14 protein-coding genes are annotated in these 17,888 nt (G+C 64.5%); 5 read left to right on the plus strand and 9 right to left on the minus strand.

Annotation, left to right across the window (positions count from 1 at the left end; all coding sequences use genetic code 11):
• Nucleotides 1–163 precede the first annotated feature (163 nt).
• A complete protein-coding gene (locus ACVWWQ_RS16550; protein ID WP_133952166.1) occupies nt 164–1,723 on the plus strand; it encodes an FAD-dependent monooxygenase in 1,560 nt (519 codons plus the stop codon).
• Between the two features lie 201 nt (nt 1,724–1,924).
• On the opposite strand, the gene ACVWWQ_RS16555 is transcribed toward ACVWWQ_RS16550, so the two are convergent.
• Both ACVWWQ_RS16555 and ACVWWQ_RS16560 read right to left on the minus strand, forming a co-directional pair.
• Nucleotides 1,925–4,486 (minus strand): M9 family metallopeptidase, encoded by a 2,562-nt coding sequence (locus tag ACVWWQ_RS16555; protein ID WP_457383480.1) that lies wholly within the window; start codon nt 4,484–4,486, stop codon nt 1,925–1,927.
• Between the two features lie 432 nt (nt 4,487–4,918).
• Nucleotides 4,919–5,323: a hypothetical protein gene (locus tag ACVWWQ_RS16560; RefSeq protein ID WP_457383481.1), complete on the minus strand. Its 405-nt coding sequence runs from the start codon at nt 5,321–5,323 to the stop codon at nt 4,919–4,921.
• An 83-nt stretch (nt 5,324–5,406) separates the two neighbouring features.
• Between ACVWWQ_RS16560 and pncA the strand changes: the two genes are divergently transcribed.
• Entirely contained in the window at nt 5,407–6,060 is a 654-nt protein-coding gene (gene pncA / locus ACVWWQ_RS16565) for a bifunctional nicotinamidase/pyrazinamidase (protein ID WP_133952164.1), read from the plus strand.
• Nucleotides 6,061–6,096: 36 nt separating this feature from the next.
• On the opposite strand, the gene ACVWWQ_RS16570 is transcribed toward pncA, so the two are convergent.
• Nucleotides 6,097–6,285 (minus strand): CPXCG motif-containing cysteine-rich protein, encoded by a 189-nt coding sequence (locus ACVWWQ_RS16570; protein WP_099654719.1) that lies wholly within the window; start codon nt 6,283–6,285, stop codon nt 6,097–6,099.
• Nucleotides 6,286–6,347: 62 nt separating this feature from the next.
• On the minus strand, nt 6,348–6,806 hold the full coding sequence (locus ACVWWQ_RS16575; protein WP_099654718.1) for a putative toxin-antitoxin system toxin component, PIN family: 459 nt from the start codon (nt 6,804–6,806) through the stop codon (nt 6,348–6,350).
• A 65-nt stretch (nt 6,807–6,871) separates the two neighbouring features.
• Between ACVWWQ_RS16575 and ACVWWQ_RS16580 the strand changes: the two genes are divergently transcribed.
• Complete coding sequence (locus ACVWWQ_RS16580; RefSeq protein WP_099654717.1) at nt 6,872–7,147, plus strand: hypothetical protein; 276 nt, start codon at nt 6,872–6,874, stop codon at nt 7,145–7,147.
• Between the two features lie 196 nt (nt 7,148–7,343).
• Nucleotides 7,344–8,630, plus strand: coding sequence for an aminotransferase class I/II-fold pyridoxal phosphate-dependent enzyme (locus ACVWWQ_RS16585; RefSeq protein WP_133952162.1), 1,287 nt, complete (start codon nt 7,344–7,346; stop codon nt 8,628–8,630).
• Between the two features lie 7 nt (nt 8,631–8,637).
• Here ACVWWQ_RS16585 and ACVWWQ_RS16590 read toward each other — a convergent pair whose 3' ends face one another.
• From ACVWWQ_RS16590 to ACVWWQ_RS16600, 3 genes are read right to left on the minus strand one after another with little or no spacing between them, the layout of a single operon-like run.
• Nucleotides 8,638–9,354 carry an HAD family hydrolase gene (locus ACVWWQ_RS16590; protein WP_133952160.1) on the minus strand — a complete coding sequence of 239 codons (717 nt, stop codon included), beginning with the start codon at nt 9,352–9,354 and terminating at the stop codon, nt 8,638–8,640.
• Between the two features lie 21 nt (nt 9,355–9,375).
• Nucleotides 9,376–9,903: a DUF6630 family protein gene (locus ACVWWQ_RS16595; RefSeq protein WP_133952382.1), complete on the minus strand. Its 528-nt coding sequence runs from the start codon at nt 9,901–9,903 to the stop codon at nt 9,376–9,378.
• A 2-nt stretch (nt 9,904–9,905) separates the two neighbouring features.
• Nucleotides 9,906–10,280, minus strand: a complete 375-nt coding sequence (locus ACVWWQ_RS16600; RefSeq protein WP_133952158.1) for a YciI family protein — start codon at nt 10,278–10,280, stop codon at nt 9,906–9,908.
• Nucleotides 10,281–10,345: 65 nt separating this feature from the next.
• Between ACVWWQ_RS16600 and tsaA the strand changes: the two genes are divergently transcribed.
• A complete protein-coding gene (gene tsaA, locus ACVWWQ_RS16605; protein WP_133952156.1) occupies nt 10,346–10,891 on the plus strand; it encodes a tRNA (N6-threonylcarbamoyladenosine(37)-N6)-methyltransferase TrmO in 546 nt (181 codons plus the stop codon).
• 90 nt (nt 10,892–10,981) lie between these two features.
• On the opposite strand, the gene ACVWWQ_RS16610 is transcribed toward tsaA, so the two are convergent.
• Both ACVWWQ_RS16610 and ACVWWQ_RS16615 read right to left on the minus strand, forming a co-directional pair.
• Nucleotides 10,982–13,837 carry a TonB-dependent receptor domain-containing protein gene (locus ACVWWQ_RS16610; RefSeq protein WP_133952154.1) on the minus strand — a complete coding sequence of 952 codons (2,856 nt, stop codon included), beginning with the start codon at nt 13,835–13,837 and terminating at the stop codon, nt 10,982–10,984.
• A gap of 246 nt (nt 13,838–14,083) precedes the next feature.
• Complete coding sequence (locus ACVWWQ_RS16615; protein ID WP_457383482.1) at nt 14,084–17,494, minus strand: GH92 family glycosyl hydrolase; 3,411 nt, start codon at nt 17,492–17,494, stop codon at nt 14,084–14,086.
• Nucleotides 17,495–17,888 lie beyond the last annotated feature (394 nt).

Raw genomic sequence — 17,888 nt, forward strand, 5'->3', positions numbered from 1 at the left:
TTGGTAAGCCCAAGTCCTTTCGGTAACGAAAGCTCTGCTCTTTGGCTTCGTGCACAAGACCCCCGCGACGAACAGGTGGCGCCATCCAGGCGTCCAAACGTTCGTCCGCAGGGTTCTCATTGTCGAAGAACGCTCCGGTCGAACATCGACCCAGGAGCAGTTCATGCACAAGCATCATCCAGATATCCATGACGTCATCATTGCCGGCGGCGGCCCCGTCGGCCTGTTTCTCGCCTGCGAGCTGCGCCTGTTGAAGCTGTCGGTTCTGGTGCTGGAGCGATCCGAGGATCCCCACTCTCCCTTGAAGCGCCTTCCGTTCGGAATGCGCGGCCTTTCGGCGGCCACCCTGGAAGCCCTCTACCGCCGTGACTTGCTTGACGAGATCGTCGCGGCGCAGCGTACGAATGACGCCGCAGGCGATACGGTGACGTCGACACACGGGAAGGAACAGCCGCGCCGGCCAGCCGGCCATTTTGCCGGCATCCAGTTCTATCACGACAACATCGACAGCTCGAAGTGGCCGTATCGCCTGCCCAGCCCGGCCGACACCAGCATGGCCGTCGCGCTGGAGACGCTCGAAACCGTCCTGGCCCGGCGGGCCAGCGCGATGGGCGCCGACATTCGGCGCGGCTTCAGCGTCGACGCCTTTCACGCGTCGGACGAAGAGGTGGCCGTTCACGCCGGCGGAGAGACGTTTCGCGGACGCTGGCTGGTCGGTTGCGATGGTGGCCGAAGTGCCGTGCGCAAGGCCGGCGGGTTCGATTTCGTCGGCACCGATCCCGAGTGCACCGGCTATTCCGTCGACGTCGAGATGGCCGACCCGGAAGCGCTCCCGCCCGGCCGGCACTACACGCCGACCGGCATGTACACCCATGCGCGGCCCGGCACCATCGCGATGGTGGCATTCGATGGCGGCGCTTTCCACCGCGTCCAGCCGATCACGCGGGAGCATGTGCAGGCGGTCTTGCGGCGCGTGTCCGGCACGCAGGTCATTCTGACAAAGCTTCGGCTCGCCACCACCTGGACGGATCGCGCCTGCCAGGCAACCACGTATCGCCAGGGCCGGGTGCTGCTCGCGGGCGATGCCGCGCACATTCATTCCCCCCTGGGCGGTCAAGGGCTCAATCTCGGGCTCGGCGACGCGCTGAACCTGGGTTGGAAGCTGGCATCCACGATCCGTGGCGACGCGCCGGCCGACCTGCTCGACAGCTACCCGCTGGAGCGGCATCCGGTGGGAGCGCGCGTGCTCGACTGGTCGCGCGCGCAAGTGTCACTCATGCGGCCCACCCCCAGCACGCGCGCGCTCGAAGCCATCATCCGCGACCTCATCGCGACCCGCGATGGCGCGACGTATTTCGCCGAGCGCGTGTGGGGCGTTTCGCTCCACTACGATCTTGACGGCAGTCATCCCCTGGTGGGCCGCAGCGTTCCCGACTTCGAACGGGTCGACGGAACGAAGGTCGGCAGCCTTCTGCGCGAAGGGAAAGGCCTCTTGCTGGACTTCGATGCAAGCGCATCGCTTCAGACGCTTGCGCACCGCTGGCGAGGCCGGGTCATCCATGTCGCAGGCGACGTCAGGGATCGGCTGGGTTTGCGCGCGGTACTTGTTCGCCCTGACGGGTTCGTCGCGTGGGCGAGTGAGGCCGTTCCTGACGACAGGGAGATTGCCCAGGCCTTGTCGCGATGGTTTGGCGAGCCTGGGGATGCGGGTGAATCCGCCTAGTCGATAGCTGCCTGATCCGGAGTGAGTCCCACCGGAACGGTTCCGGCGGCCGCGCCTCAAGCGATGCGCAACTACTTCGCCGGGAACGGCGAACCCCCGCGATGTCGATCGCGGAGGTTCGGATGGACTTGTGAGATGTCGATCGATGATCCAGGCAGCAGGCAAGTTGCACGAGTTTGCCGGCTGCCTGGATGCAGCACTTTACGGCGTCAGCTTGGCCCGCACGGCGACACCGGAATAAGGTGCGGCTGCGGTCACGGCAACGTAGTAATACGTGTTGCCGCTGGGCTGGGCGATGTCGACCGACTCGCTGTTGCCCGCGTGAACTGACGACTTCTCGTTGTCAGTGGCCGATGGCCAGCCGCGACTGCTGACGTAGAGATCGGCATTGCCCGTGCCACCGGCGGTTTCCACATGCAGGCCCGTGGAACCGGCTGGAACCGTGATGTAGAAGTACTCGGTATCGCCCTTCCGGGACGCCTGCACGTTGCTGTGCTGGCAACCGCTGGACAGCACACTGACGTCACCGGTGCACTCGGTCCACGCCGAAGTCGGCGGCGGGGAGCCGGATCCACCACCGAGCGATGCACTGACCGCCACGCCGGAATAGGGCGCCGTGGCAACGACCGCGACGTAGTAGTAGCCCGCAGCCGACGGCGGCGTGACACTGACGCTCTCGGTATTGCTGCTGCCGGTCGAGCGTTTGTCGTAGTCGGTGGTGCTGGGCCAGCCGCGTGCGCTGACGTACAGATCTGCATTGCCACTGCCGCCGACGGTATTGATCGTCAGCGATGGCGTGTTGGCCGGCAGGTAGATGTAGAAGTACTGGCTGTCACCGGCACTCGAGGCCTGCACGTTGCTGACCTGGCAACCATCGGCGAGCTGGCCCGATGATCCCGGACACTCCGGCAGGTTGGAGGGCGGCGTGGTCGGTGGCGGATCGGTGGGCGGCGGATCCGTCGGTGGCGGCGTGCTGGGCGGCGGCGTGGTGGTACCGCCGCAGGTGGAAGTGTTGCCCTGGTTCGCGTTCAGGCAACCCAGCCAGGTGTTCCAGTCACTGTCATGGGTGTTGTGGATCGACTGCAGGTAGCTGGCATATCCGGTGTAGTCGCCCGGACGGAAGTAACCCAGGATCTGCCCGACCTGCTGCGGCTGCTTTTCGAACATGTAACGCACGCCGAGGTAGCCCCAGCGATAGACGCGCTCTTCGCCGCTGTTGTAGTCGTTGTCGTAGACGGTACTCAACGGGAACTGTTTGGTGCCCGCGTCGGCGATCGCTTCCGGGTACGGAATGCCGCGATAGCTGTACGACACGTACTCGGCCAGCCCTTCCACCCACCAGACGCTGGGTACGCTCATCGCGGCGTTGAAATCGCCGTACATGTCGAAACGACCATCCAGATAGTGAACGTATTCGTGGGTGAGGTTCCACACCTCGAAAGTCGGCCGCATCCATTCGGCTTCATACGCCACGAAGCGCGGCTGGTTGGCCGGATCGGACGGGTCGCCTTCCAGGTACATGCCGCCATTGTTGGTGTCATTGCCGAAGATCACGCCCGAGTAGGTCTGGTAGTCCGAGCTCGAGTGGAAGACCACCAGTTCCAGCATGGTGTTGTGGTCGTTCGCCACCGGCGTGTTGCCGTCGTTCACCCGGTCGTGGAAGTACTGCTCCTCGTTGATCACCTTGTTGCAGGTTTCAGTCACCTGGGCCGGCGTCAGCGCCTGGGCGCGCAGGCGCAGGTCCGGGCTGCACTGGGTGGTGATCGGCAGCACCACCTGCGCCAGCTGGGTCTGGAAGTTGCAGATGCCGAAATAGCTGCAGTCCGCATGGTCGTAGAAGTCAGCCACGTCCGCGGTACCGACCCAGATCGATGCGCCCGCGCCGGTCATGCTGTAGGCCGAAAGGATGCTCTTGACCTGCGGCTTCACCGTGGGCTGCAGCGGCGTGTATTGCAGGAAGCGAGCCAGTTCGCGACTGGCATTGGAGAGCAGGTATTCGTTGTCGGTGCCCACTTCGGCGGCGTTGCGCGAGACGAAGCCCGAGAGGCTGGTGGTGATGCTTGCATCACTTTGTACCAGCGCCTGGAAGTCCGCATTGTAGTGACCGCGGAACAACACGGTGAACACGTTGTTCACCGCCGACATCATGTACCAGTACGGGTGATAGCTCGCGTTGTAGCGATCGAGCAGGCCCTTCACCGTGTTCAGCTGGTGGGCGTTTTCACCCGAGCTGTCGATCAAGGTGACGAATTCGGCCAACACCGCACCATGATCGTCGTTGACGTCGCGGAAGTGCGAGTTCGCCACGAACGTGTCCAATGCCGGCCGGATGGCGTTCTTCAGCGGCGTGCCGTAGGTACCCACATCCGTCGGGTCGCCGTACTGCACGTAATAGCCCGCACGCAGGAACAGGATCAACTGCAGTGTGCCGGCACTGTTGTTGCCCGCGTAGCTGGCGGCGTTCGACTGCAGCGCATTGGCGATCGTCACCATCTTCGCCTCATTGAACACCTGACCTGCGCTGGCACCGGTCACGCCGAACAAGGTGTTGATGCAGCCGTCCACCGACGAATTGCGCACCAGGGTGACCAGATTGCTGCCACTGGCCGACGCGAAGGCGTTGACGTCACAGGCAGCCGTGGCTGCAGCCAGACTCCTGCGCAACGAGATCGACTGGTTGCGTTCGGGACGATCGTAATCGGTGTACAGGTGCTCCCGTGACGACGATTGTGGCGGGCGCTCATTCGGCTTGAGTGGGCGCAACTGGTGATGCCGGAGCGTTGGCGGCAGTCCGGTGGTACGCAGTGCCGCGGCGGTCGGCGCCGGTGTTTTTTTCTGAACTTTTGTCGGCGCCGCATAAAGCGGCAAACTGCATCCAAGCGCCAACAGAACCGCACTCACGCATCGCGCGAGTGTCTTTCGCGTGTAATTGTCCATGTTCCCCTCCATTGAAGACCCCCCGTGGCCTGACGCGCGGCGACATCGGAACGGCATTGCAGCGCGTTCGACGAAGCGGCGTGTCGGTGGTGATGCTAGGGATGGGGCAAGAGGCGTTCTAGATCATGTTGGCGGGTGACACGAGGGAAGTCGGCACAGTCCGGTGCGCGTCCCATCGGCGGCGTCCTTGCATGTGCGCAAACGTGACGGGGCTCACGCGATTTGGCAATGACAGGGACAGGCAGGACCTTCGCAAAACTACTTGTGCGGGCCGAAGCGACGCCGCCAGTCACCGCTGCAGATCGCCCAGGCGACATAGATGCCCGAAGCCACGCCAAGCACTTCAGACAAGGCGCGCAGACCGATGCTGTCCGGATCATGTACCTGGGCCAGCTTCACCTTGAGCAGCTGCAGCGACTGCAACTGACCGAAGTTGAAGTAGAACAGGTTCCACAGGTCGCCACTGGCGGTGAGCGCACAGGCCAGCAGGAACGACCAGCCGATCTGCGGCCCATAGCTCCAGCCGTTGCGCCGCCCCAGCCAGTGGAAGCACAGGAACAGCACGAAGCCCGCCACCGCGGAAATCAGGCCGGCCTGCACGCCACCGACGATTCCGAAGCCCATCCACGACTGGTCGTACTGCACTGCGCGCCCCTGATTCATGTCTGCGGACACCATTATGGAGCATCGGGCCGGCGCAGACGGCACGCGCTAGACTTTGGCCCACGATCCACACCGGCCAGCCGATGATATCGAACATTTCCAGCCACGCCGCCTTGATCCTGGTCGATGTGCAACCGGACTTCATGCCCGGTGGCACGCTGGCCTGCCATGACGGCGACGCCATCGTGCCCGGCATCAACGCGCTGCTGCGCAAACGCCTGTTTCGCCATGTCGTCGCCACCCAGGACTGGCATCCGGCGACACATGTGTCGTTTGCCAGCAACCATTCGGGACGCGCGGCGTTCGGGCAAATCGATCTGTACGGTCAACCGCAGACCTTGTGGCCTGACCATTGCGTGCAGGACACGCCCGGGGCTGCGCTGCATCCGTCGATCGACTGGTCCTCGCTGGATGCCGTCATCCGCAAAGGCAACGATCCGGGCGTGGATTCCTATAGCGGATTCCGCGAGAACCATGGCCCGCAGGGCACACGCCCCAGCACCGGCCTGGCCGGATGGCTGCGCGAACGCGGCGTCGAGGACGTCGTCGTGTGCGGGCTGGCGCGTGATGTCTGCGTGCTGTGGACGGCTCAGGATGCGCAGGAACTGGGCTTTCGCGCCCACGTGCTGTGGGACCTCAGTCGCCCGGTCACACCGGACAGTGACGCCGCCACGCTGGCCACGCTGCAGGCCGCCGGCATCACCGTGATCGACTCGCGCAAGCTCGTCGCGGGCTGACCACGGTCTGCGGCCGCTCCCCTCGCAGCGACAACATCAGGCCTCATTCTCGCCAGTGGCACGCACGTCGGGCTCGCCGTCGTCGTCCACTTCGACGCTGAGCGTGATCGGTCGGCAGCAAACCTGGCAATCCTCGATGTATTGCTGGCTGGGAATCGACGCATCGATGAAAATGTCGATCGACTCGCCGCAATACGGACAACTGATACTGCAGGGTGCAAGCATGGGCAGGTCTCCATGGGGAACGCGCAGTACAGCACATCGTCATGGGATCAGCGATGCGACGCTCACCCCTTGCGCAGCGACCAGGCCTGCGGCAACCCGATCCAGAACAGCCCGTCGCGCGTGCAGCGCGGTGCCAGCTTCAGCAATTCGTTGTCCTTGCTGACCAGCCAGCGCGCACCCGAGGCCTGCGCCAGCTCCAGGAACATCTGGTCATCCGGATCGCCGCAGCGCGGCAGCGGCACGTCCGGCGCAGGCGTCGCCTGCTCCTCGGGCAGGCAGTGCACCAGCGCATCAAACGCGGCCTCGACCTCCGGGCGGGCCTGTGCGCTCACCGGCACCTGCGGGTAGTGCAGCACGCGCCGCCATTCGGCGCGGCAATCGGCCCGCGTCACGGCCAGGATCCTGCCCTCGCGCATGGCGACGTGGAGCGCGGCAGACTGCGCGTCGTGGAACAGGAAGATGTCCAGGCACACATTGGTGTCCAGCACCACGCGAGGTACGGTCAGAAGGTCGGCAGTCATCGATACATGATGAGGCAAGCGGTCCGCGCGATACACTGCACGCTTTCTGATCGAGGGTGGCACCCATGGCCGAGCGCGAATTCGACAAGTATCTGGCACGCTCCGGCGCCACCCTGGAAGGTTCGCGTTATTCCGCGTGGCTGGCGATCAGCCCGCGTGGCCACGGTTTTCCCGCCTATTACGCGATCTGCGAAAACCGCAGCTTCCGCGACAAGGCCGTGGCCGAGACCGCGGCGGCCAAGGCACTGGCTGACATGGCCGGCCTGGAGGACGACGGCACGCCGATCTTCCCCGAAGGCTACACGGGCTTCGACGACGACCAGCCCGGCGCCGAGGACTGAACCTGCGGCACGCGGCACGCCCAAACGCCATCGAATGACGATAGAACCATTCGTCACATGCGTTTGGACGTCTTTACGTCTTTACGACCCACCAGCGATGCACTACCGTGAACGTGCCGCCAACCCGCGGCACGAGCGTTCCGGTGTCCGAAGACAAGGGCCGGTCACTTGGCATCCACCTGTCGCAGGATCACCGATGAAGATCGAGACTCTGGCCGTGCACGCCGGCTATACACCCGACCCGACCACCCGTTCCTCGGCCGTGCCGATCTACCAGACGGTGGCCTATGCGTTCGACAACGCCCAGCATGGCGCCGACCTGTTCGACCTGAAGGTGCCCGGCAACATCTACACCCGGATCATGAACCCGACCCAGGACGTGCTGGAGCAGCGCGTGGCGGCGCTGGAAGGCGGCATCGCCGCACTGGCGCTGGCCTCGGGCATGGCCGCGGTCACCTATGCGATCCAGACCATCGCCGAAGCCGGCGACAACATCGTCTCGGCCGCCACGGTCTACGGCGGCACCTACAACCTGTTTGCGCACACTTTTCCGCAGCAAGGACTGGAAGTGCGTTTTGCCGACACGCGCCGACCGGAGACATTCGCCCCGCTGATCAACGCCCGCACCAAGGCGATCTTCTGCGAATCGATCGGCAACCCGCTGGGCAATGTCACCGATATCGGCGCACTGGCAGCGATCGCCCACGCGCACGGCATCCCGCTGATCGTCGACAACACCGTGCCCAGTCCGTACTTGTGCCGCCCGATCGAGCACGGTGCCGACATCGTGGTGCAGGCGCTGACCAAATACCTCGGTGGTCACGGCAACAGCATCGGCGGCGCGATCATCGACAGCGGCAAGTTTCCCTGGGCAGACCACAAGGAACGCTTCCGCCGCCTCAACGAACCGGACGTGTCGTACCACGACGTGGTCTATACCGAGGCGCTGGGCGCGGCCGCCTACATCGGTCGCGCGCGGGTGGTACCCCTGCGCAATACCGGTGCGGCAATATCGCCGATGAACGCGTTCCTGATCCTGCAGGGCATCAGCACGCTAGGGCTGCGCATGGATCGCATCTGCGACAACGCGCTGGCGATCGCGAGGTTCCTGCAGGGCCATGCCAGGGTGGCCTGGGTGAAGTACGCCGGCCTGAGCGATCACCCGGACCATGCGCTGGCGCAGAAATACATGGGCGGCAGGGTCTCGGGCATCCTGTCGTTCGGCGTCCGCGGCCAGCCCGGCGAGAACCCGCGCGTGGCCGGCGCCCACGTGCTCGACGCGCTGCAGCTGTTCACCCGACTGGTCAACATCGGCGACACCAAGTCACTGGCCACCCACCCGGCATCGACCACGCATCGCCAGCTGGACGCGACGGAACTGGCCGCCGCCGGGGTCAGCGAGGACATGTTGCGGCTGTCGATCGGCATCGAACACATCGACGACCTGCTCGCCGACCTCGAGCAGGCACTGGCGGCGGCGTAGCCCGCGCTCAGTTCGCCGCGCGGGCGGCCAGTCGGGCGACCGCGTCGGCGATTTCGGCTGCGGCTTCAACCTTCAGTACGCGCGGCTCGTCCGCGGCCAGACCATTCTCCAGCTCGTGCGCCCAGGTCACGTGATACGGCATGTGCACGCCCCAGCCGCCCAGACGCACGACCGGCTCGATGTCCGAGCGCAGCGAGTTGCCCACCATCGCGAACTGCGCCGGCTGCACGTCGAATTCGCCCAGCACGCGCCGATAGGTGGCGGCATTTTTTTCGGAGACGATCTCGATCCGGCGGAACAGGTCGGCCAGCCCGGACTGATCCACCTTCTTCTCCTGATGGAACAGATCGCCCTTGGTGATCAGCACGACCTGGTAGTCCCCGGCCACGGCCTCGACCGCCTCGCGCATGCCCGGCAGCAGCTCCACCGGATGCTGCAACACGCTCTTGCCGAGTTCCACGATCCGGTGAATGTCGGCGGCGCTGATCCGCCCGTCGCTGATCGCGATCGCGGTTTCCACCATCGACAGCGCCATGCCTTTGGCGCCATAGCCGAACAGGGCGAGGTTGCGCTGTTCGGTGGCCAGCACGCGTGCCTCCACCTCGCGGTCGGCGAGGTCGACGTAGCGCCCGAGGATCCGCGCGAACGCATCATTCGCGTCGCGGTAGTAGCCCTCGCTGTGCCACAGCGTGTCGTCGCCATCGAAACCGATCAGTTGCAACATGCCGTGCCCCGCATCGCGATGTCAGCCCACATCCCGGCCCAACCGCAGGTTGATGCCCAGCAGCGTGGCCAGTTCGCGCATCGGCTCGTTGTCGCGGGTCAGCGTGATGCAACCGGCGACTGTGTCGCCATCGGTTTCCCACGCCCACAGCGTGTAGCCGAACTCGGCCAGGCGGTCATACGCGATCGAGAACAATTCGGCCGCATCCATGTCGTCGTAGAACTCGTCGTCGTCCGGATCGCCATTCCAGTCGATCGACAGGTTCCAGCGTGAGGACAATTCGTTGACCGCCTGCACCAGCGAGCGCAAGTCCTGCAGGCCGACGATGAAGCCGGAGCGCCAGTCGATCACCCGCCCGATCGTCTCGATCGGCTCAACCTCGTCCGGGTCGAGGTCGGCGACCGCTTCGCGGTAATCGTTGAATTGCAGCAGCGCGGTTTCCTCGTCGCCGGGATTGATCAGCAGCAGAAACTGCCAGACCCGCGTTTCGACCGAATCGTCCTCGTCATCGGGGTCGCGGTCATCCTCGAAGTCATCGTCATCGCGCATGCTCATGCCCCGACTCGCTGGCGCACTGCATCCATGTCGCGGATCGGGCGGATCTCGATCGCGCCGGTGCGCGACCAGGGGAAGTTCGAAGCGATGCTGACCGCCTCGTCCATGTCGGCCGCCTCGATCAGGTTGAAGCCGCCCAGGTATTCCTTGGTTTCGGCGTACGGGCCGTCCACCACACTGGTGTGGCCGTTGCGCACGCGCACGGTGCGGGCAGTGGCCGGCGCTTCCAGTTGCTGTGAATCATGCAGCCGACCTTGCGCGCGCAAGGCGTCAGCCTTGACGAAGCAGCCGTTCATCAGGGTGTCGAATTCACCCTCGGGCAGCGCGTCCAGCAAGCTGTCGTCACAGTAGATCATCACGAGATATTTCATGGCGTCCTCGGCGGGGAAGGTTCGGTGGAACCATGGGAGGCAGGGCGAGGATGGATAATGCCGCAATGAGCACCGCCCCCGATACCTCCAGCGTCCTGTCCTGCCCACCGATTGCCTTCGTGCGCTCGCCCTATGCGCGGCGGATCGATGCCCCGCATCAGTCCACCGTGGTGGCCGGCACCGAAACGCGGGCGGCGGCCGCGGGGACCATCGAGTTCGTGGCGGAGTTTCCCGCGGCGGCCTATCGCGACCTGGCCGGTTTCGAGCGGATCTGGCTGATTTTCGCGTTCCACCGCAGCGAAGGCTGGAAAGCCGAGGTGCGCCCGCCGCGCGGTGGCGGCAAGCGCAGTGTGCTGGCCACGCGCTCGCCGCATAGGCCGAATGCGATCGGCCTGTCCGCGGTCGAGCTGGTGGCGGTGGGCGATGGCGTGCTGCAGGTGCGCGGGATCGACCTGCTGGATGGCACGCCGATTCTCGACATCAAGCCTTACGTGCCATATGCGGACGCCTTTCCCGGCTCACGCGCGGGCTGGATCGACCAGGTCGATGCGACGCAGGGCCGGCACTCCGCACCGGGACCGAAGCGACCGCGCTCACCCCGGGGTCAGTAGCCCGCATCGCCCTCCTGAGCCAGCGCGCTCCAACGGGCAAAGCCGGACCCGCCGATCATGCCGAGCCACGCGGCATGATCGGCGCTCGACTCATTTGCCGAAGTCCAGCCCCAACTCCACCCACAGAGCGCGTCCGTAGGCGTTGTAGTTGCCCACGTCGTAATACGGCCAATTCCCGTTGGTGCGGTCCAGCGGCGGACGCTTGTTGGCGATGTTGTTCACCACCAGCGCTATCGACGCCATCGGATTGACCCGATAGCGCACGCTGGCGTTGAACAACACCCATGGCGCGATGTTCTTTGCCGTGCCAACGGCATTCCACGTGCTGCCGTTGCGGATGCCGTAGACCGTGGAACTCCAGTCGCCGACGTTCCAGGTCAGGCTGCCGCTGACACGACTCTTGAACTCGTCCGAATTGGCACAGCACAGCAGGTCGTAGGTCGCGTCGCCCTGCTTCTCCTTCCAGGTGTGCTTGAATTCGTTGTAGTAGTCGCCGCTGAAGACGAACTTGCCCCAGGCACCGGCATCGAGCCGATAGGTCAGGTTCGACTGGATGCCTGTCTGGTATTCCGAGGACACGTTGATCGGATACGTCGAAACCTGTTGCACGCCGCCGGGATTGACGGGATCGCTTGCCGGCAGACGCTGCACTTCGCCCAGCGCCTCGGCACACGTGGGCGAGTTGATGTCGTAGGTGGTCTGGCCGTTTTCGGAGACACCCAGGCGGCAATTGGCCTCCAGTTCGAGGATTTCATCGCTGCCCAGGATCGCCACTTCGTTGGAGATGCGGATTGCGTTGTAGTCCATCGACCAGGTGAGGTTGTTGTCCGCGTTCGACCACACGAAGCCGTAGGTGAATGACTTGGCGGTAATGTCTTTCAGACCCGTGTTGCCGCTGGATACCGCGAGCATCGACCCACCCGCCTGCGGGCAATTGTCAAAGTTGTCCGAGGTATACCCGGCAGCGCGGCACTTGTAGTAGTCCGTGGCGTTGGAATATCCGCTGCTGCGGCTGGAGAACAGGTAGAACATGTCCGGCGCGCGGAACGCCGTCGCATAGCTTCCGCGCAGCAGCAGGTGGTCCATCGGGCGGTATTCCAGACCCAGCTTGTAGGTGGCCTTGCCGTTGCCACCGCCGTCGTAGCTGTATTTGTCGTAGCGCGCCGACAGGTTCGCACTCAGCGTCTTCAACAGCGGCACCTGCATTTCGGCTCCGGCGGCGTATTGCGATCGCGCCCCGGAAGCCACGGTGGAACCACCCACCCCGCGAAAGTAGCCTTCGTCTGCCAGCGGGCTGCCCGAGCGATTGTCGAAACGCTCGTTGCTGGCCTGCACGATGGCGGCGAAGCCCACCGGTCCGGCCGGCAGCTGGAACAGGTCGGTGGTGTTGGCGGTGATCGTCTCGTTCTGCGTCCACGACATGGACGAGGCGCGGTTGGTTGCCGAGAACTGCTGGTATTGCGCCGTCGTCAGGGGCTGGTACAGGCGATCCAGTCGGGGCGCGAAGATCGGATACCCGGAAGCATCCGTGCCGAGCTGCGGCCCGAGGTAGTACGCGTCGACACCGTTGTCGGCGAGGAAGTCCGTCGACTTGCGCACCACGTTCGACTGCGAGCGGTTGTAATACGCGTCGTAGCTCCAGTCGGTATCGCCGATACCGCCGCGGATGCCGAAGCTGGCGTTGTAGGTATGCGTGAACACGTGCTGGTCCTTCGCGTCCAGCCCCACTTCCTCCGGCGCGAAGATGCGCTGCCATTGTTCGTACTGGCCGGAGGTCTGGTTGTAGAAGGTCTGGTTCCAGAACGGGCTGCCACCGCTGTACGTCGGATTGCTGTAGCTGTACAGCATGTCCGAGTACAGCTCGGTGTTGTCATTGACGTGGTAGCGCAGGAACAGCGAACCGTTGACGTCCGTGCTCTTGTTGCTGAGTGACGCCAGGCCGACATTGTTCGGGCTGCCGCAATAGTTGCCCAGGCTGGCGCCGTCCCGATGGCTGTATCGGGTGGAGTTCGAATACAGATAGCCCAATGGCGCGCAGGCCGCAGCACCGGGGTCGATGTAATGCGGATCCGAACCGGTGGCCATGCGCAGAAAGGTTCGCGAGGGCACACCGGGCTTGCCGGTGGGATCGTCATCATATGAGTCGATATAGCTGCGCTGGAACGCCCACACCGGCGTTTCCCGGGATACCTGCAGGCCGGCGCTGACGTCTAGCTTGCCCCACCGGTGTCCGGTACTCAGTTGCAGGCGCTGGTTGTCGCCGCCACCGTCGTTGTAGCCGCCCATGCGCAAGCTCATGTGGGTGCCTTCCACATGGTCTTTCAGCACGATGTTGACCACCCCGGCGATCGCCGCTGATCCGTAGATCGACGACTGGCCGCCAGTCAGTACATCGATGCGCTCGATCATGCCGACCGGGATGTTGGCGATGTCGACGATATTGTTGCTGCCGTTGTAGGCCAGCGGATAGCTGGTCATCGGCTTGCCGTTGAGCAAGGTCAAGGTGAAGCTCGGGTTCAGCCCGAACAGGCTGATGGTCTTGGCGCCGGGGGTGTAGCCACCGGTGGACTGCGGATCCTGCACTGAGCCGTTCGACACCGGCAGCGCACGCAACGCGTCGAACACATTGCCGAAGCCTTGCTGTTCGATGTCTTCGGCCGTCACCGTGATCACCGGCGATGGCCCTTCGACCTGCGCCCGCGGGATCAATGAGCCGGTGACCTGCAGGGCCTGCAATTGCTTGACCTCGGGTGCTGCGGCCGACTTCGCCTTTTGCTTTGCGGCCTTGTCGGCCTGATCGGCCTCGTCGGCCTGGGTTCCTGCGCCCACGCTCCCGGCTGCTGCCTGTGAGTCGGGCACGGCGTTCCGGATGTCGTTGGCCCATGCGTGGGCTGCCGGCATCGACAACAGCGACGTCACGATGACGCCAAGAATCTTCGGTTTCATGGAACTGATGACCTCACTCAGGATTGACCTTGTACCGACTCATTGCGGCACGCCATGACATTCCATGCCCTGCCGGGTACCAGCGAGCCCGGACCGTTTCACCGATCCTGCGGTCACGCTCGCCCACGACCTCCTCCCCGCCTGTCTCCGCCCATGCGTTTCTCACGCACAAAGCTCTCCCGCCGCACGACCGCCGGCCGTGCGTTTTTCTGCTTGTGGTCCCTCAGCTGCCGCTGCCGCGCTGCCTCAGTGCAGCAACGCGCCGTCTTTCTTCTGCATGGTTTCCACCACCTGCCCCAGCCACTGGATCTCCGACAATGCGAGGGTTCCGGCGCCGTCTCCGTTGTCGATCCGCACGCGGTAGTACGCGTAATCGCCCGGATCGGTCACGCCAAACGCACGCAACTGTTGCGGCCAGCGGAACGCTTCGCCACGGCGGCGATCCAGCACGCGCCAGTGGCTGCCATCACTCGATCCCTGCAATTCCCAGTCGGAGGGACCCGTACCGCTGGCGGCGCTGGTCAGGGTGTACATCAGCACGCGTCGGTCGCCGGCGGTGAAATGGACGTCTATCGTCGGATGACTTCCGCGCAGCACGGCGCCTGTCGCCGAATCGTTGTCGGTCAGCGGCGTGGCCGCCGCGGGATCACCCTCGACAGCCACCACATCGCGACCCGGCTGGAAAAGGTCACGCCACGGCCCCGGCCGGCTTCCTGCCGGGGTCAGCGATGGCAGCGCTGCCTCCGCATCGGCACCCCAGTGCGAGGGTTCCGGGCCCATCTGAAAGACCAGTTCGGCACCCTGGGCAAGATCAGCGTGGCTCAGATAGCTCTTGTGATACGGCCGCCCATTGAGCGTGACGCTTTGCACGAAGCGGTTGCGGTCACTGACTCCGGGTGCCCGGATATCGATGCGCTTGCCGTTTTCGAGGTGGATCGTCATCCGCGGAAAATAGGGCGCACCGATCGCGTAGCTGGGCGTGCCCATGCGCAGCGGATAGAAACCCGCGGCACTGAACAGCCACCACGCCGACATCTCGCCATTGTCCTCGTCGCCCGGATAGCCCTGGCCGATCTCGCTGCCCACATACAGCCGGGACAGCACATCGCGCACCTTGTCCTGGGTTTTCCATGGCTGCCCGGCCAGGTCGTACATGTAGATGATGTGATGCGACGGCTGGTTGCTGTGGCCGTACTGACCCATGCGCACGTCGCGTGCCTCGAGCATCTCGTGGATCACATTGCCGTAGCTGCCCACATGGAACACGCCCGGCGTGGCGAACAACTGGTCAAGCTTGGCGGCCAGTTTGGCCCGGCCACCGTACAGCGCCGCCAGCCCGTTGCCGTCCTGCGGCACATGAAAAGCCATGTTCCAGGCATTGGTCTCGGTATAGTCGCCGCCCCAGCGCAACGGATCGAAATCCGCCGCTGGCTCGCTCCATTTCCCGGCGGCATCGCGCCCGACAAAGAAGCCGACCTGCGGGTCGAACAGGTTGACGTAGTCCAGGGAACGCTGATGGAAGTAGCGGGCATCGTCCGCGTACTGCGATCGATACGGATCGTCACCGTCTTGTGTGGCCAGCGCGCCGGCCAGGTTGCCGATCGCGAAATCGTTGATATAGCCGTCCATCGACCACGACAGTCCCTCGTCCACCGCATTGTCGGTATAGCCCAGATACGGCGAACGCTGCATGCCCTTGCGGCCCGCCCCGGCGATCGGACTGACCACGGTGGCGTCCTTCAGGGCGGCCTGGTAGAACGACTTCACGTCGAAGTTGTGCACGCCTTTCAGCCAGGCATCGGCGAAAGCCACGTCGGCGCTGGTGCCCACCATCAGGTCGGCATAGCCCGGCGATGACCAGCGCGCAATCCAGCCGGCGTCCCGATATTCCTGCACGAATCCGTCGATCATTTCGCCGGCCGTGCGTGGCGTCAGCAAGGTATAGGCCGGCCACGCCGTGCGATAGGTATCCCACAGACCGTTGTTGACGTAGACCTTGCCTTGCAGCACGCGCGCGCCGGTGTGGCTGGGCGTGCTGGCAGTCAGCGGCGGGGAGAACGGACTGGCGTAGCGGTACTCGGGATGTTCGCGACTGCCGGTGTTTTCAAACGCCGCATTCGGGAACAGGAACAGGCGGTAGAGATTCGAATACAACGTGACTTTCTCGTCGTCACTGGCGCCTGTCACCTCGATGATGCCCAGCTGCTTGTCCCAGGCGCGGCGCGCGCGCTCACGCACATCGTCGAAGCCGTCGTGAGGAGCGATCTCCAGCTCAAGATTGTGCCGCGCCTGTTCCACGCTGATCAGCGAGGTGGCGATGCGCATGGTCACCTGCGGTTGCCGCGCATCCACATCGAAGCCGAACCAGGCAGCCACGTGGTCGCGCGTGGTGCCTTTGTAGCGGCCACTGGCACGAACCGGCCGGTCGAAGCGGGCGTAGAAGTACAGCCGTGTCGCGCCGGTGGAAAGCCCGCTTTTCACATCGGACCAGCCAGTGATCGAGCGCCCGGCGGGATCCAGCGTGATGCCGCCACGGTCGTCGCGGTTGTCGAACACCAACTGGGCTTTCGGACCGGTGAAGCTGAAACGCATCATCGCCGCGTGCTTGGTCGGCGTGATTTCGGTGCGCATGCCGTTGTCGAAGCGCACCTGGTAGACATCGGCCCGGGCCACCTCGTTGGCATGATCGAACGACAACGCGCGGGTGGCGCGATCCAGCGGCGGCGCGCCATCGGCCTGTGCCGGCATCACCTGAAAGGTCTGCCGGTCGCCCATCCACGGACTGGGCTCATGCGACAGCGAGAACGCCTCGATGCGCGGGCGATTATCGGTACCGTTGCGCTCCTGGTACTGATAAATCCAGTCTGAGCCGGCGTTCGTGGTCGGCGTCCAGAAGTTGAAGCCGTGCGGCACCGCCACGGCAGGGAACGTGTTGCCACGCGAGAAGCGACCATTGCTGTTGCTGCCGCGCAAGGTGTTGACGAAGTCGCTGGGACGCGCGTCCGCCGGCAGCTCCGTTGCGGCGGCCACGCGGATGTCGTCCAGGTATCCCTCGAACTGCGCGTGGTTCAGTGGGTCCTGGTGCGTCACCAGCACCTGGCGGATACGCCGGCCGGTCGCCACCTTGCCCAGGGCCGTGGAGACGAAGTTCCACTGATCGGGGTACAGCACGCGCCCCTGCCCTTGTGCCTGCGCCGTCATGCCGATGCGATGCTGATCGACGGCGCCAAGCCCGGACAAACGACTGCCATCGTCGAAGCGCAGGTCGATCGCCACGTAGTTGGCCGGATTGCGCAGATCGCCGTCGACGGATTGCGGAAAGATCGCATACGACAACACGGTATCGGCCCGTACCGGGATATCCACGTCGTACAAAGCGACCGAACCGTCGGCCGCAGGGCCCGCGGCGTAGTGCAACGCGTGCGTTCCATGGAAACCGACCTGGGGATGCGCGGTGAGCGCGTGCTTCGGCGAAGGGCCGCCGGTCACCTCGAGCCGCAATCCCCGGTTGGCCGCCGTCCCGGACGCCAGCAACGATGGCGGCTCGCCGGGTTCGAACGAACGCAGCCAACCCGCCGCGTCTTTGTCCGCCGTCGCCCTGCCCGGCATCGCCACGGCCATGCCACACATCAGCATGCAGGCGACGACAACCCCCATCCGCACCCCCGGGCCCGGCAGCGATCTCGAGATGCGACGGCTTTTCGGACTTGCGAACACGTTGCTTTGCACGGCTACCCTCCCCGGAAGTTCATCGGATCCGCGCCAGAGGCAGCAGCGGCTCGCTTGAATTTGTATCGATCTAAATCGCGTGCAAAAAAAAGTCCACCCAACGCCAGCAATCACCCATTTTCATTTGGATCGATTCAGGTCGCCAAGCTAGCACCTTCTTTCCGGTGACGCATGCTGCACCGCGACGTGTGGAATAGCGGCGATAAGATACATTTGGATCGTTCCAAACGATGAATTGTCGCTTTCAATCGCGGCGCCACGGCACCGCTTCGCGCCATCACGTCCCTGCCGGCTCGCCCGAACCCACTTCGGCATCAGCCAG

The sequence above is a fragment of the Rhodanobacter sp. TND4EL1 genome (assembly GCF_054061035.1).

Coding starts and splice junctions, on each gene's coding strand:
- ACVWWQ_RS16580 (WP_099654717.1), top strand. CDS start 6,872: ATGGCCGAGCGCGAATTCGACAAGTATCTGGCACGCTCCGGCGCCACC.
- ACVWWQ_RS16590 (WP_133952160.1), bottom strand. CDS start 9,354: ATGTTGCAACTGATCGGTTTCGATGGCGACGACACGCTGTGGCACAGC.
- ACVWWQ_RS16600 (WP_133952158.1), bottom strand. CDS start 10,280: ATGAAATATCTCGTGATGATCTACTGTGACGACAGCTTGCTGGACGCG.
- ACVWWQ_RS16595 (WP_133952382.1), bottom strand. CDS start 9,903: ATGCGCGATGACGATGACTTCGAGGATGACCGCGACCCCGATGACGAG.
- ACVWWQ_RS16570 (WP_099654719.1), bottom strand. CDS start 6,285: ATGCTTGCACCCTGCAGTATCAGTTGTCCGTATTGCGGCGAGTCGATC.
- ACVWWQ_RS16575 (WP_099654718.1), bottom strand. CDS start 6,806: ATGACTGCCGACCTTCTGACCGTACCTCGCGTGGTGCTGGACACCAAT.
- tsaA (WP_133952156.1), top strand. CDS start 10,346: ATGAGCACCGCCCCCGATACCTCCAGCGTCCTGTCCTGCCCACCGATT.
- ACVWWQ_RS16615 (WP_457383482.1), bottom strand. CDS start 17,494: ATGGGGGTTGTCGTCGCCTGCATGCTGATGTGTGGCATGGCCGTGGCG.
- ACVWWQ_RS16550 (WP_133952166.1), top strand. CDS start 164: ATGCACAAGCATCATCCAGATATCCATGACGTCATCATTGCCGGCGGC.
- ACVWWQ_RS16560 (WP_457383481.1), bottom strand. CDS start 5,323: ATGAATCAGGGGCGCGCAGTGCAGTACGACCAGTCGTGGATGGGCTTC.
- ACVWWQ_RS16585 (WP_133952162.1), top strand. CDS start 7,344: ATGAAGATCGAGACTCTGGCCGTGCACGCCGGCTATACACCCGACCCG.
- pncA (WP_133952164.1), top strand. CDS start 5,407: ATGATATCGAACATTTCCAGCCACGCCGCCTTGATCCTGGTCGATGTG.
- ACVWWQ_RS16610 (WP_133952154.1), bottom strand. CDS start 13,837: ATGAAACCGAAGATTCTTGGCGTCATCGTGACGTCGCTGTTGTCGATG.